The organism is Polaromonas sp. AET17H-212 (assembly GCF_002379085.1).
GTDB lineage: Bacteria > Pseudomonadota > Gammaproteobacteria > Burkholderiales > Burkholderiaceae_C > Polaromonas.
On sequence record NZ_NBZW01000029.1, the window covers coordinates 45,282 to 59,940 of the forward strand.

6 protein-coding genes, 2 tRNA genes and 3 rRNA genes are annotated in these 14,659 nt (G+C 60.3%); 9 read left to right on the top strand and 2 right to left on the bottom strand.

The window, feature by feature from the left end:
• Nucleotides 1-83: 83 nt before the first annotated feature.
• Entirely contained in the window at nt 84-1,580 is a 1,497-nt protein-coding gene (locus B7G53_RS18610; RefSeq protein WP_096670469.1) for an aminotransferase-like domain-containing protein, read from the top strand.
• 298 nt (nt 1,581-1,878) lie between these two features.
• Nucleotides 1,879-2,292, top strand: coding sequence for a low affinity iron permease family protein (locus tag B7G53_RS18615; RefSeq protein WP_096670471.1), 414 nt, complete (start codon nt 1,879-1,881; stop codon nt 2,290-2,292).
• Nucleotides 2,293-2,328: 36 nt separating this feature from the next.
• Here the strand turns inward: B7G53_RS18615 and B7G53_RS18620 are convergent, their stop codons facing one another.
• Nucleotides 2,329-4,041 (bottom strand): phospholipase D family protein, encoded by a 1,713-nt coding sequence (locus tag B7G53_RS18620; RefSeq protein ID WP_096670473.1) that lies wholly within the window; start codon nt 4,039-4,041, stop codon nt 2,329-2,331.
• A 121-nt stretch (nt 4,042-4,162) separates the two neighbouring features.
• Entirely contained in the window at nt 4,163-6,091 is a 1,929-nt protein-coding gene (locus tag B7G53_RS18625) for an ATP-binding cassette domain-containing protein (protein ID WP_096670475.1), read from the bottom strand.
• Nucleotides 6,092-6,233: 142 nt separating this feature from the next.
• On the opposite strand from B7G53_RS18625, the gene B7G53_RS18630 reads away from it, so the two are divergent.
• The 7 genes from B7G53_RS18630 to rrf all read left to right on the top strand — a co-directional run bounded on the left by B7G53_RS18630 (nt 6,234) and on the right by rrf (nt 14,608).
• Nucleotides 6,234-6,713, top strand: coding sequence for a (2Fe-2S)-binding protein (locus B7G53_RS18630; RefSeq protein WP_096670477.1), 480 nt, complete (start codon nt 6,234-6,236; stop codon nt 6,711-6,713).
• The gene (locus B7G53_RS18635; protein WP_096670479.1) at nt 6,710-9,013 is read left to right on the top strand and encodes a molybdopterin cofactor-binding domain-containing protein; all 2,304 of its coding nucleotides are present in this window, start codon (nt 6,710-6,712) and stop codon (nt 9,011-9,013) included. The genes B7G53_RS18630 and B7G53_RS18635 overlap by 4 nt, the downstream gene beginning before the upstream one ends.
• Nucleotides 9,014-9,354: 341 nt before the next feature.
• A 16S ribosomal RNA gene (locus B7G53_RS18640) occupies nt 9,355-10,876 on the top strand.
• Nucleotides 10,877-10,989: 113 nt separating this feature from the next.
• A tRNA-Ile gene (locus tag B7G53_RS18645) sits at nt 10,990-11,066 on the top strand.
• Between the two features lie 28 nt (nt 11,067-11,094).
• Nucleotides 11,095-11,170 (top strand) — tRNA-Ala (locus tag B7G53_RS18650).
• A gap of 300 nt (nt 11,171-11,470) precedes the next feature.
• A 23S ribosomal RNA gene (locus tag B7G53_RS18655) occupies nt 11,471-14,351 on the top strand.
• Nucleotides 14,352-14,495: 144 nt separating this feature from the next.
• A 5S ribosomal RNA gene (gene rrf, locus B7G53_RS18660) occupies nt 14,496-14,608 on the top strand.
• Together the 16S, 23S and 5S rRNA genes with 2 tRNA genes alongside form the textbook arrangement of a ribosomal RNA operon.
• The last annotated feature ends 51 nt before the right edge of the window (nt 14,609-14,659 follow it).

Here is a 14,659-nt window from a genome sequence, read left to right on the forward strand (position 1 = left end):
GACAAATTTTCAAACTGTGCTGGTCAAATTGTCAGCACACAGGCCGTCGGTGTTGCCTTGCACCGGGGCCGCCGGGGTCCGCCATGTTGATGAAAACCGCTTCCCAGTCCCTGACCGAGCAGCTCAGCGCCCGGTTTGCCGAGCGTATTCGCAGCCGCTTGCTGGCGCCCGGCGCGCGCCTGCCCTCGGTGCGCCTGTGTGCCGAGCAGCAGAGCGTCAGTGTCTCCACCGTGGTCGCGGCGTATGACCAGTTGCAGGCGCAGGGCCTGGTGGTGGCGCGCCGGAATCGCGGGTTTTTTGTTCGCGATGCATCGTTCAATGCAGTCCTGGCGCCCGTCCAGCCAACGCGGGTTGCTACAAAAAACGGAGCGGACGGAGTGCTGGCGGCAGGCGCGCCCGACACCCCGGCGCCGCTGAGCAGCTGGAGCACCGCGACCTGGATGGCGAGCCGGCAGGCGCCGGTCGATGCCACCGCGCTGATCCGCGGCATGTTCCACAAGGTCAGCAACAAGCCGCAACCGGGCATGGGTGTGTTTCCGACGGAGTGGCTGGAAACCAGCTTCATGCCGGCGGCGGTGCGCAGGGTCACCAGCGCGAGTGCGTTGCGCGAGTTTTCACTCAGTTATGGCGAACCCATGGGCGACAGCGGCCTGCGCCGCGCGCTTTCGCAAAAACTCAGCGCGCTCAATGTGCATGCGCTGCCCGAGCAGATCATCACCAGTGTGGGCGCCACCCATGCGCTGGACATCGTGAGCCGCACGCTGCTGCGCGCCGGCGATTGCGTGATGGTCGAGGAGCCCGGCTGGGCCGTGGAGTTTGCGCGGCTCGACGCACTGGGCATGCGCATCCTGCCGGTGCCGCGGCGCGCCGACGGGCCGGATCTGGAGGTCATGGCGCAGTACTGCGCGCTGCACAGCCCGAAGCTGTTTGTCAGCGTCAGCGTGTTCCACAACCCGACCGGTTATTGCCTGGCGCCGGGCAGCGCGCACCGCGTGCTGCAGCTGGCCAACCAGCACAACTTCCACATCGTCGAGGATGACACCTACAGCCACCTGGCGCCCGAACACGCGACGCGGCTGTGTGCGCTCGACGGCCTGCAGCGCACGATTTATGTCAGCGGTTTTGCCAAGATCCTCGCCCCCGGCTGGCGCGTCGGTTTCATGGCCGCGCCGCCCGACCTGGTGGAGCGCCTGCTCGACACCAAACTGCTGGGCACGCTGACCACGCCCTCGCTGCTGGAAAAAGCGCTGGCCTGGTGCATCGACCAGGGCCAGCTGCGCCGCCATGCCGAACGCATTCGCACCCGGCTGGACGCGGCCCGCGCGCGCAGCGTCAAGCTGGCGCTGGCGCACGGCTGCAGCTTTGCGGCGGAACCGGCCGGCCTGTTTGGCTGGGTGGAGACCGGGGTGGACACCGACGCGCTGGCGCAGCGCATGCTCGACGAGGGGTACCTGATCGCGCCCGGTGCGCTGTTTCACGCGGTGCGCAAGCCCAGCACCCTGATGCGCATCAACTTTGCGACCACCCAGGAGGCGGCGTTCTGGAAGGTGTTTGCGCGGCTGCGGGACGGCATGAAGTGAGTGAGGTGAGTCGCCATCCGGTGTTCAAGCGTTTTTGGCCTGTAGCCCTTGGGCGGTGGGCGCAGGCAGCTATTGAAGTCATAGCAAGTTCGGCCCGCCGGACCGGCAGCGGGCAGGGCGTCCCTCCATGCTGAGCGAGTCGCTCCGGCCTGTGCATGCGTCCGGCTGCCGGGCGCGCATGCGCGCGGCCGGTGCGGTCGCCGCAGGGTCGGTTGATGTCCTCAAGATCCACCTGGGATGCAACATCGGGTTTCTCGATGCCAGCCTCTCCAGCCTTTACTAACCCCTGGAACACACCATGGCAAGCAAGAACAACTGGTATTCCAACGCGGCCAAGGCCGCCTCGCGTTACGCCGGCCGACCGGCGACCTTTTTCATGGCGTTGCTGGTGATCCTTGCCTGGATCGTCACCGGGCCGCTGTTCGGCTTCAGCGATACCTGGCAACTGGTCATCAACACCGGCACCACCATCGTCACCTTCCTGATGGTGTTCCTGATCCAGAACTCGCAGAACCGCGACACCGAGGCGATCCAGATCAAGCTGGACGAACTGATACGCGCCACCCAGGGTGCCCACAACGCGCTGCTCGATCTTGAGGAACTGAACGAAGAGTCGCTGGACGTCTTCCGGACCCGGTACGAGGCACTGGCGACCGCTGCGCGCAAGGGGCTGCGCGACGGTCTCCGCGATACCGACACGCCGGAGGCTTGAGAAGGGGGCTTGGCCCGGCCGTTCGGGTCCGGGCGCTCAGAGCATCTCGTCGGGCGCCAGCGGTCCGATCAGCGTGAGCATGAGCTTGAGCCCCAGGCTCGCGTCCGGCTCCGTGCGCGAGTCCTTCAGCTGCGAGCCTTGCGGCGCGCGCCAGACCAGCTGGCCGTTTTCCAGTTCGACCTTGTAGGCACCCTTGGCGAGCGCCGGTTCAATCAGCCGGGTGGTGTCGGCCGAGAGTTTGCGGCTGCGGATCACCAGCGCCACCTCGCTGTTCTGCAGCTGGGAGCGCAGGTCCAGGTTCATGGACCCGACCACCAGCAGGCTGTCGTCCAGCACCACGATCTTGGCATGCAGGCTGGCGCGAGAGCCGCCGGCCGAACCGGTACTGCCGAGCGAGCTGAAGCCGCTCAGGGTGCCTTCCTGCTCGGCGCGCATTTCATACAGTTCAATGCCCAGGCCCAGCAGGTCCTTGCGGTAACGGGCATACCCCACATGCGCGGCGGGTGCGTCGTTGGATGCCAGCGAGTTGGTCAGCACCCGGATGCGCACGTTTTTTTGCCGGATGGCCGCGAGCTGGTCCATCATGCGCTGGCCCGGCACAAAGTAGGGAGAAACGATCAGCAGGTCGCTTTTGGCCTCTGCCATCAGCTGCAGCAAGCCGTCGACCGTGGTGTCTTGCGACGCTTCCACCGCGTCCGCGTCGGCGGCGATTTTGGAGGCCTTGTCGACCAGCAGCGTCGACGGTGCCCAGATCCATTCGAGCAGCGCCAGGTTGGTGCTGTCGGGCAGGGGTTCGGCCACGCTGACCGAGCCGTCGAGCGCGGTGACCTTGCGCACGGCGGACTTCGCAGGTTTGGCCGGCGCGCCACCGGTGGCATTGCGGCCTGCGGTCGCACTGGTTTCGCCGTTGACCGGCGTGGCCTGGGCCGCCGGCGCGGCCAATGCTCCTGCCGCTGCCGGCGGCGGCTTCATGGCTTCCAGCTGCGCGGCGGTCATCAGCGACTCCACCGGATAGGCCAGCGGGTTGTTCCAGTACAGGTCAAAGCTGCGCGAGAGTTCGCGCACGATCCGCCCGGCCGCCAGCACGTCGGCGTCGATGAAGTTGGTGGACTCGCCCTGGCCGAAATAGGTTTCGCCGAGGTTGCGCCCGCCGGTGATGGCGACGGCGTTGTCGGCGACAAAAATCTTGTTGTGCATGCGCCGCTGGATGCGGTCCATGTCTTTGAGCGACCCGAGGATGCGGAAAAACAGCGACCCGCGACCGCCGGGCAGGGGGTTGAACAGGCGCAGCTCGATGTTTTTTTCAAAAGCGAGTTTCAGCACCTGGGCGTTTTTGCCGGCGGTATTGAAGTCGTCGAGCAGGATGCGGATGCGCACGCCGCGCGCGGCGGCGGCGCGCAGGGCGTCAAACATCCGCAGCGTGGTCTCGTCGGCATGGATCGCGTAATACTGGATGTCCAGTGTTTTTTCCGCGGCATTGATCAGCGCCATGCGGCTGGTGAAGGCCAGCTCGGCACTGTTGACCAGCGCAAAGCCGGAGTCATTGTGGGTTTCGGCCTGGGCGGCGCGGGCCTGCACGGCCCGGCCGATGCGGGTTTCCGTCGGGTCGGCCAGGGCCGTCGAGACCGGCCGGTCCACCTCGCTGGGCAGGGAGGCGCAACCGGTCAGCCACAGGCCCAGCATCAAGGGTGCGATCCAGCGCCAAGGGGCAAGAAACAGGCGGGCAGAGGGCGACGGACTTGGGAGCATGAAGTGGTTTTGGAGGATGCTGCCACTTTAGCGCAGGCGGCTGTTTCAAGGGGCGCGGCACGCCCCGACACCGGCGCGACATGCTGTAGGTGTTTTACCCGACCCCGAGGGGTGCCCCCCACTAACTGGACAGGATCTCCCAGCGCTGCAACGCCGCCATCAGTTCTTCCTCGATTTTCGTGTTGCGGGCGTTCAGTTCGGCCGCGCGTTTGGCATTGGTCGTGTACAGCGTGCCGTCAAACAGCTCCTGCTCGATCGCCTTCTGCTGCGACTCCAGCTGCTGGATCTGCGCCGGCAAGCCGTCGAGTTCACGCTGCTCCTTGTAGCTTAGCTTCTTTTTTGATAGCTGCTCGCGCCCATCCTTATTGGGCTCGGGTGTGTTTTTGCTTGTGGTTTTGGCGCTGGAGGCAGCGGCCGGGGTCTTGCCGCCGCCGGTCAGCTGCGCCGCCCGTTTCGACTGGGTGATCCAGTCCGTCACGCCGCCCTCGTACTCGCGCCAGAAGCCCGGGTTGTCGGGCGTGCCCTCGTAGGCAATCGTGCTGGTGACCACGTTGTCGAGAAAACGCCGGTCGTGGCTGACCAGAAAGACCGTGCCCTCGTAGTTCTGCAGCAGGTCTTCCAGCAGTTCCAGCGTGTCGATGTCCAGGTCGTTGGTCGGCTCGTCGAGCACCAGCACATTGGCCGGCCGGGCAAACAGGCGCGCCAGCAGCAGGCGGTTGCGTTCGCCGCCGCTCAGGCTGCGCACCGGGGAGCGGGCGCGTTCAGGGCTGAACAGGAAGTCGGTCAGGTAACTCTTGACGTGTTTTTTCTGGCCATTGATCTCGACCCACTCGCTGCCGGGGCTGATGAAGTCTTCCAGCGTCGCGTCCAGGTCCAGCGCATCGCGCATCTGGTCGAAGTAGGCCACCTGCAGGTTCGCGCCCTGGCGCACCTTGCCCGGGGGCAGGGTCACATCGGGCTGCAACTCGCCCAGAATCAGCTTGAGCAGCGTGCTTTTGCCGGCGCCGTTGGGGCCCAGCAGGCCCACCTTGTCGCCGCGCAGCAGGGTCGCGCTGAAACCGTTGACGATGATTTTGGAGGCCCCCGGGTGGCCAAAACTTTTCGTCACATGGGTCAGTTCGGCCACGATCTTGCCGCTCTTGTCGCCGCTGGAGACGTCGAGGTTGACGCGGCCCACCGCATCGCGCCGCGCCGAGCGGTTGTCGCGCAGGGCTTCGAGCCGGCCGATGCGCGCCACACTGCGGGTGCGGCGCGCTTCCACGCCCTTGCGGATCCACACCTCTTCCTGCGCCAGCAGCTTGTCGGCCTTGGCGTTGATGACGGCTTCCTGCGCCATCTGCTCTTCCTTTTGCAGCAGGTACTGGGCGAAGTTGCCGGGGTAACTCAGCAGCTTGCCGCGGTCCAGCTCGACGATCACGGTCGCGACCTGGTCCAGAAAGGCCCGGTCATGGGTGATGGTGATGATGCTGCCGTTGAAGTTGACCAGCAATTCCTCGAGCCAGGCGATCGAATCGAGGTCCAGGTGGTTGGTCGGCTCGTCGAGCAGCAGCACGTCGGGCTTGGCGACCAGCGCCTGGGCCAGCGCCACGCGCTTTTTGGTGCCGCCCGACAGCGAGCCGACGATGGCGTCCTTGTCCAGGTGCAGGCGGTGCAGGGTTTCCTCCACGCGCTGCTCCCAGTTCCAGCCGTCGAGCGCCTCGATTTCCGACTGCAGGGCGTCCAGGTCGGTGTGTTCGTCGGCCGCCAGGTACAGCTCTACCACGTGTCGGGTCCTTGCCAGTCCTGCGCTGGCAGCTATGAAAACAGTAGCGTGCGGGTCGAGGCTGGGCTCCTGCGGCACGTAGGCGATGCGCAGGTTCTGCTGCAGCTGCAAGGTGCCGTCATCGGGTTTTTCCAGGCCCGCAAGGATTTTGAGCAGGGAGGACTTGCCCGTGCCGTTGCGGCCGATCAGGCCAATGCGCTGGTTCGGTTCCAGCGAAAAATCTGCGTGGTCCAGCAGTGCGACGTGCCCAAAAGCGAGTTGAGCGTCAAGAAGTGTAATTAATGCCATGTTGTCAGGGATTATCCGGGTGCGCCATTTCGCATGCTGGTTTTCGGGCTTTGGGAGATGCGGGCCGGATGGCTATAGTGCAAGGGACAGCAGCGGCGGGCCGCTGCTTGCACCGGGCCAGCCCGCGACCACCGGACGTTTTATGGAACTACAAATCAACGGCCAGGCCGTGCAGGTGGATGCCGACCCGGCCATGCCCTTGTTGTGGGTGCTGCGCGACCTGCTCAACATGACGGGCACCAAGTTCGGCTGCGGGGTGGCGGCCTGCGGTGCCTGCACCGTGCGGGTGGACGGGCGGGCGGTGCGGGCCTGTGTCACCCCCGTGGCCACCCTGGCCGGCAAGCGCATCCAGACCATCGAGGCGCTGGGTACGTCCGCCAGGCCGCACGCGCTGCAGCAGGCCTGGATCGCTGAACAGGTGCCGCAATGCGGCTATTGCCAGTCCGGCATGTTGATGGCGGCGGCGGCCCTGCTTGAAAAGACGCCGAAACCGACCGACGCCGACATTGATGCGGCCATGACCAATATTTGCCGTTGCGGAACCTACCAGCGCGTCCGCCTGGCGATCAAACGGGCTGCGGGCATGGGCGTGGCCCGGGTGCCGGCGAAGAAGCGTTCATGAAAAGGCGGACCTGGCTGCTCAGTGCGGCGGGCGCCGCCGGTGCCCTGATTGTGGGCTGGGGGGCGCTGCCACCGCGCTCGCGCACCGGGTCCGGCCGGCTTTGGCCGCCGGCCGACGGGGCGGTGGCGCTCAACGGCTGGATCAAGATCACCGCCGACGGTTCGGTGGTGCTGGCCATGGCACGCAGCGAGATGGGTCAGGGCGTTCACACGGCCCTGCCCATGCTGGTGGCCGAAGAGCTGGATGTGCCGCTGTCGCGTGTCCATCTCGAGCAGGCCGGCGCTGACAGCATTTACGGCAATGTGGCGATGCTGGTCGCCGGCCTGCCTTTTCATCCCTTCGAACTTGAAGAACGCCCGCTCAAGGTCAGGGCGGGCGAATGGGTGGTGCGCAAGCTGGCGCGTGAGCTGGGCATCAATGCCACCGGCGGGTCGAGCAGTGTGGCCGACGCCTGGCTGGTGCTGCGCACCGCGGCCGCCACGGCGCGCGCCTCCCTGCTGGGGGCGGCTTCGCTGCAGTGGCGCCTGCCGGTGGCCGAGTTCACGGTCAGTGACGGCGTGATTTCGCACCCGTCGGGCAAATCCGCGCATTACGGTGAGCTGGCCCGTTTTGCCGCCGCCACGCCGCCGGGCAGCGTGACACTCAAGGCGCGCGAGGACTGGAAGGTGATTGGCCGTAACGCGGCGCGCAAGGACATTCCCGCCAAGGTCGATGGCACGGCCCGCTTTGGGCTCGATGTGCGTTTGCCCGGCATGCTTTACGCGGCGATCCGCCTGTGTCCGATGCTGGGCGGTGCACCGGGGGCTATCGATGTGAACGCGGCGCTGGCCATGTCCGGGGTGGAGCGTCTGGTGCGCCTGCCCCCTTACGCCGGTTCCACCGCGGGCTTTGCCGTCGTGGGGGAAAGCTGGTGGCAATGCCAGCAGGCGGCGCAGGCGGTGCCGGTGGACTGGCAGCAGCGTCCGGCCGGCGCGCTCGACTCGCGCCGGATCGAGCGCGCGCTGGAAGCTGCGCTGCTGGGGGAAGACGGGCGAGACGGGCAAGATGGGCAGGACAGTGGAGAGGGCTTCACCTTTTACGAGAAGGGGGCGGTGGCCCAGGCCGAGGCGGGCGCCGTCCGCAAGCTGGAGGCGCTGTACCGCGCGCCCTACCTGGCGCACGCCGCGCTGGAACCCATGAACTGCACGGCCCAGGTCAGGGACGGCAAGGTGTTTCTCTGGGTGCCGACCCAGGTGCCGCAAATGGGGGCGGCGATCGCGGCGCGGGTGGCTGGCGTGGCGGAGCAAGATGTCAGCGTCACCGTCACGCTGTTGGGCGGCGGTTTTGGCCGCCGGCTGGAGGTGGACTACATCGCCCAGGCGGTCCGGGTGGCCCTGGAGTGTGGCGGCCGCCCGGTGCAGCTGATCTGGTCCCGGGAAGAAGACACCACCCACGACTTTTACCGGCCCATGCATTTGGCCAGGCTGGTCGCGGCGATCGACGCCCAGGGCCAGCCCGTCAGCCTGCGCATCCGGTCGGCCGGCGACGCCATCAGTCCGCGCTGGCTGGAACGCGGTGCGCCCATGCTGGCCGGCCCGGTCGATACGCCCGACAAAACCACGGCGGAGGGCCTGTTTGACCTGCCTTACGGCTTTGCCCATCAGCACATGTCGCATGTGGCCACCCGTCATGGCGTTCCGGTGGGCTTCTGGCGCTCCGTGGGGCATTCGCACAATGCCTTTTTCTCGGAATGTTTTATCGACGAGCTGGCGTTTGCGGTGCAGCAGGACCCGCTGGCCCTGCGCCGGCAACTGCTCAGGGAGGCGCCGCGCTACCTGGCCGTGCTGGAACTGGCGGCGAGCCAGGCCGGCTGGGGTGGGAAATTGCCCCCGGGGCGGGCCAGGGGCATCGCCCTGCATGAATCTTTTGGCTCCATCGTGGCGCAGGTGGCGGAGGTCTCGCTGGTCCATGGCCAGCCGCGGGTGCACCGGGTGGTGTGTGCGATTGATTGCGGTACCGTGGTCAACCCCGGCATCGTTGCCCAGCAAATGGAAAGCGCCGTCGTGTTTGCGTTGACGGCCGCCCTGTACGGCAAGGTGGACATCCACGACGGGGTCGTGCAACAGGGGAACTTCCCCGACTACCCGATGCTGCAGCTGGCGCAGGCGCCGCTGGTGCAGACCCATCTGGTGTCCAGTACACGGCCACCCGGCGGTGTCGGTGAACCGGGCGTGCCGCCGCTCGCGCCCGCTGTGGCCAACGCCCTGTTTGCACTGACCGGAACGAGGTCGCGGTCCCTGCCGCTGGATCTCCAGTCTTGACCAGCGTGGCGGCACGCGATGGTGGGTGGTGAGGGTGTGACGGCAGGGGCTCACGGTGCGTTTTTCAACATCTTTTCTCGCAACCCCCAGAAAACGGTGCTATAGTCGATGGCTCTACTGATGAAACAGCGAATCGCCAAAGGCGGCTCCAGTCAGAAGGCAGAGAAAAAAAGCTTCAAAAAAGTTTGACTGTGATGAAAAATCCGGTATATAATTTGAGGCTCAGCTGATTACAGCTAACGGCGAAAACGAAGCGGCGAAAGCGGCGACGAAAGTAGTCAGGATCATTAAAAATTTACAGCCGATAAGTATGGGCGTTTGAAGGCGATTGCCAGGCGAAGTCAGTGAAAGCTGATCAGCCAGGTCTTCTGACCTTAAACGCACACATGCAAGTCGAACGGTAGAGTAGCAATACTCGAGAGTGGCGAACGGGTGAGTAATATATCGGAACGTGCCCAGTCGTGGGGGATAACGTAGAGAAATTTACGCTAATACCGCATACGATCTAAGGATGAAAGCGGGGGATTCGCAAGAACCTCGCGCGATTGGAGCGGCTGATATCAGATTAGGTTGTTGGTGAGGTAAAAGCTCACCAAGCCGACGATCTGTAGCTGGTTTGAGAGAACGACCAGCCACACTGGGACTGAGACACGGCCCAGACTCCTACGGGAGGCAGCAGTGGGGAATTTTGGACAATGGGCGAAAGCCTGATCCAGCAATGCCGCGTGCAGGAAGAAGGCCTTCGGGTTGTAAACTGCTTTTGTACGGAACGAAAAGGCTCTTTCTAATAAAGGGGGCCCATGACGGTACCGTAAGAATAAGCACCGGCTAACTACGTGCCAGCAGCCGCGGTAATACGTAGGGTGCGAGCGTTAATCGGAATTACTGGGCGTAAAGCGTGCGCAGGCGGTTCTATAAGACAGATGTGAAATCCCCGGGCTCAACCTGGGAATGGCATTTGTGACTGTAGAGCTAGAGTACGGTAGAGGGGGATGGAATTCCGCGTGTAGCAGTGAAATGCGTAGATATGCGGAGGAACACCGATGGCGAAGGCAATCCCCTGGACCTGTACTGACGCTCATGCACGAAAGCGTGGGGAGCAAACAGGATTAGATACCCTGGTAGTCCACGCCCTAAACGATGTCAACTGGTTGTTGGGTGCATTAGTACTCAGTAACGAAGCTAACGCGTGAAGTTGACCGCCTGGGGAGTACGGCCGCAAGGTTGAAACTCAAAGGAATTGACGGGGACCCGCACAAGCGGTGGATGATGTGGTTTAATTCGATGCAACGCGAAAAACCTTACCTACCTTTGACATGTACGGAACTCGCCAGAGATGGCTTGGTGCTCGAAAGAGAACCGTAACACAGGTGCTGCATGGCTGTCGTCAGCTCGTGTCGTGAGATGTTGGGTTAAGTCCCGCAACGAGCGCAACCCTTGTCATTAGTTGCTACATTTAGTTGGGCACTCTAATGAGACTGCCGGTGACAAACCGGAGGAAGGTGGGGATGACGTCAAGTCCTCATGGCCCTTATAGGTAGGGCTACACACGTCATACAATGGATGGTACAGAGGGTCGCCAACCCGCGAGGGGGAGCTAATCCCATAAAACCATTCGTAGTCCGGATCGCAGTCTGCAACTCGACTGCGTGAAGTCGGAATCGCTAGTAATCGCGGATCAGAATGTCGCGGTGAATACGTTCCCGGGTCTTGTACACACCGCCCGTCACACCATGGGAGCGGGTTCTGCCAGAAGTAGTTAGCCTAACCGCAAGGAGGGCGATTACCACGGCAGGGTTCGTGACTGGGGTGAAGTCGTAACAAGGTAGCCGTATCGGAAGGTGCGGCTGGATCACCTCCTTTCTGGAAATATGCAATCAAATTCTTACGCCCATTCTTATCGGCTGTTGTCTTAAACAACAGCATTGGTCATCAATCTAATTGGTGCTGCCTTCAGGTTCTTTAGTGAATTCAGGGGGTCTGTAGCTCAGCTGGTTAGAGCACCGTCTTGATAAGGCGGGGGTCGTTGGTTCGAGTCCAACCAGACCCACCAAATCAGGTTTGAAGCGGTATTGAATCCTGGGGGATTAGCTCAGCTGGGAGAGCACCTGCTTTGCAAGCAGGGGGTCGTCGGTTCGATCCCGTCATCCTCCACCAAAAACTTATCTAACGTACTTGGTTAATGCAAAGCATCTTCTTTGAGGATGTTTTGTGTTAATTGATTCATTTCAATTATTGGCTGTTCTTTAAAAATTCATAGAGTTAAATCAGCGTTGCTAGCGGAAACTGCACATTCGTAAAGGTTTAGTGCAGACCGTGCCGCTAGCGACATTTAATAGATTTTTGATTGCGTCAAAATGAACTTCAGACTTCACGTTTGAAGATTACGGCATAACGCGTTTGGTGAAAGACCAGACATCATTCCTTGTATATCTCTTTGAGAAATCAAAGTTATAGGGTCAAGTGAATAAGAGCACATGGTGGATGCCTTGGCAATGATAGGCGACGAAAGACGTGATAGCCTGCGATAAGCTTCGGGGAGCTGGCAAATTAGCTTTGATCCGGAGATTTCTGAATGGGGAAACCCACCTGCAAAGGTATCGCATAGTGAATACATAGCTATGCGAGGCGAACCGGGTGAACTGAAACATCTCAGTAGCTCGAGGAAAAGACATCAACCGAGATTCCGAAAGTAGTGGCGAGCGAAATCGGAGAAGCCTGTTAGTGATAGCAAGATTCTTAGCAAAGCAGTCTGGAAAGGCTGACCATAGTGGGTGATAGTCCCGTATGCAAAAAGAAACTTGTGATACTAAGCTAACGAAAAGTAGGGCGGGACACGAGAAATCCTGTCTGAATATGGGGGGACCATCCTCCAAGGCTAAATACTCATCATTGACCGATAGTGAACTAGTACCGTGAGGGAAAGGCGAAAAGAACCCCGGGAGGGGAGTGAAATAGATCCTGAAACCGTGTGCTTACAAAAAGTAGGAGCCTCGCAAGGGGTGACTGCGTACCTTTTGTATAATGGGTCAGCGACTTACATTCAGTGGCAAGCTTAACCGAATAGGGAAGGCGTAGGGAAACCGAGTCCGAATAGGGCGATTCAGTCGCTGGGTGTAGACCCGAAACCAAGTGATCTATCCATGGCCAGGATGAAGGTGCAGTAACATGCACTGGAGGTCCGAACCCACTAGTGTTGCAAAACTAGGGGATGAGCTGTGGATAGGGGTGAAAGGCTAAACAAACTTGGAAATAGCTGGTTCTCTCCGAAAACTATTTAGGTAGTGCCTCAAGTATTACCGTCGGGGGTAGAGCACTGTTTTGGCTAGGGGGTCATGGCGACTTACCAAACCAATGCAAACTCCGAATACCGACGAGTACAGCTTGGGAGACAGAGCACCGGGTGCTAACGTCCGGACTCAAGAGGGAAACAACCCAGACCGCCAGCTAAGGTCCCTAAAATTGGCTAAGTGGGAAACGAAGTGGGAAGGCTATAACAGTCAGGATGTTGGCTTAGAAGCAGCCATCATTTAAAGAAAGCGTAATAGCTCACTGATCGAGTCGTCCTGCGCGGAAGATGTAACGGGGCTAAGCCAGTTACCGAAGCTGCGGATTTGCAATTTATTGCAAGTGGTAGGAGAGCGTTCTGTAAGCCTGTGAAGGTGGTGGTGTAAACCCTGCTGGAGGTATCAGAAGTGCGAATGCTGACATGAGTAGCGTTAAAGGGGGTGAAAAGCCCCCTCGCCGTAAGCGCAAGGTTTTCTACGCAACGTTCATCGGCGTAGAGTGAGTCGGCCCCTAAGGCGAGGCAGAGATGCGTAGCTGATGGGAAACAGGTCAATATTCCTGTACCGATGTGTAGTGCGATGTGGGGACGGAGAAGGTTAGCTCAGCCAACTGTTGGATATGTTGGTTCAAGCCTGTAGTCGTGCCTGGTAGGTAAATCCGCCGGGCTTAGATGAGGGGTGATAACGAGTCTGCTTGCAGACGAAGTGAGTGATACCCTGCTTCCAGGAAAAGCCACTAAGCTTCAGCTACACACGACCGTACCGCAAACCGACACTGGTGCGCGAGATGAGTATTCTAAGGCGCTTGAGAGAACTCAGGAGAAGGAACTCGGCAAATTGACACCGTAACTTCGGAAGAAGGTGTGCCTTTAGTAGGTGAACCATTTACTTGGGGAGCCCAATGAGGTTGCAAAAAATCGGTGGCTGCGACTGTTTATTAAAAACACAGCACTCTGCTAAGACGAAAGTCGACGTATAGGGTGTGACGCCTGCCCGGTGCTGGAAGATTAAATGATGGGGTGCAAGCTCTTGATTGAAGTCCCAGTAAACGGCGGCCGTAACTATAACGGTCCTAAGGTAGCGAAATTCCTTGTCGGGTAAGTTCCGACCTGCACGAATGGCGTAACGATGGCCACACTGTCTCCTCCTGAGACTCAGCGAAGTTGAAATGTTTGTGATGATGCAATCTCCCCGCGGAAAGACGGAAAGACCCCATGAACCTTTACTGTAGCTTTGTATTGGACTTTGAACAGATCTGTGTAGGATAGGTGGGAGGCTTTGAAGCCCGGTCGCTAGATCGGGTGGAGCCAACGTTGAAATACCACCCTGGTGTGTTTGAGGTTCTAACCTAGGTCCATTATCTGGATCGGGGACAGTGCATGGTAGGCAGTTTGACTGGGGCGGTCTCCTCCCAAAGTGTAACGGAGGAGTTCGAAGGTACGCTAGTTACGGTCGGACATCGTGATAATAGTGCAATGGCATAAGCGTGCTTAACTGCGAGACTGACAAGTCGAGCAGATGCGAAAGCAGGACATAGTGATCCGGTGGTTCTGTATGGAAGGGCCATCGCTCAACGGATAAAAGGTACTCTGGGGATAACAGGCTGATACCGCCCAAGAGTTCATATCGACGGCGGTGTTTGGCACCTCGATGTCGGCTCATCTCATCCTGGGGCTGTAGCCGGTCCCAAGGGTATGGCTGTTCGCCATTTAAAGAGGTACGTGAGCTGGGTTTAAAACGTCGTGAGACAGTTTGGTCCCTATCTTCCGTGGGCGCTGCAGATTTGAGGAAGCCTGCTCCTAGTACGAGAGGACCGGAGTGGACGAACCTCTGGTGTACCGGTTGTCACGCCAGTGGCATTGCCGGGTAGCTAAGTTCGGAAGAGATAACCGCTGAAAGCATCTAAGCGGGAAACTCGTTTCAAGATTAGATCTGCCGGGGCCTTGAGCCCCCTAAAGAGTCGTTCAAGACCAGGACGTTGATAGGTCAGGTGTGGAAGCGCAGTAATGCGTTAAGCTAACTGATACTAATTGCTCGTGCGACTTGACCCTATAACTTTGATTAGATTCAAGGTTGTTATGCCAGATGACGCATTCAAAATACTGCACTCGCAAGAGTGCAAGACATTAAATAAAAGCTGATTTGCTCTATGAATTCGATGGGTTGTTCCTTGAACAATCGATCAAAAAGTTATGCCTGATGACCATAGCAAGTTGGTACCACTCCTTCCCATCCCGAACAGGACAGTGAAACGACTTAGCGCCGATGATAGTGCGGATTCCCGTGTGAAAGTAGGACATCGTCAGGCTCTTACAGCAAGAGGCGCCCAGTTGATAAAGTCAACTGGGCGTTTTCTTTT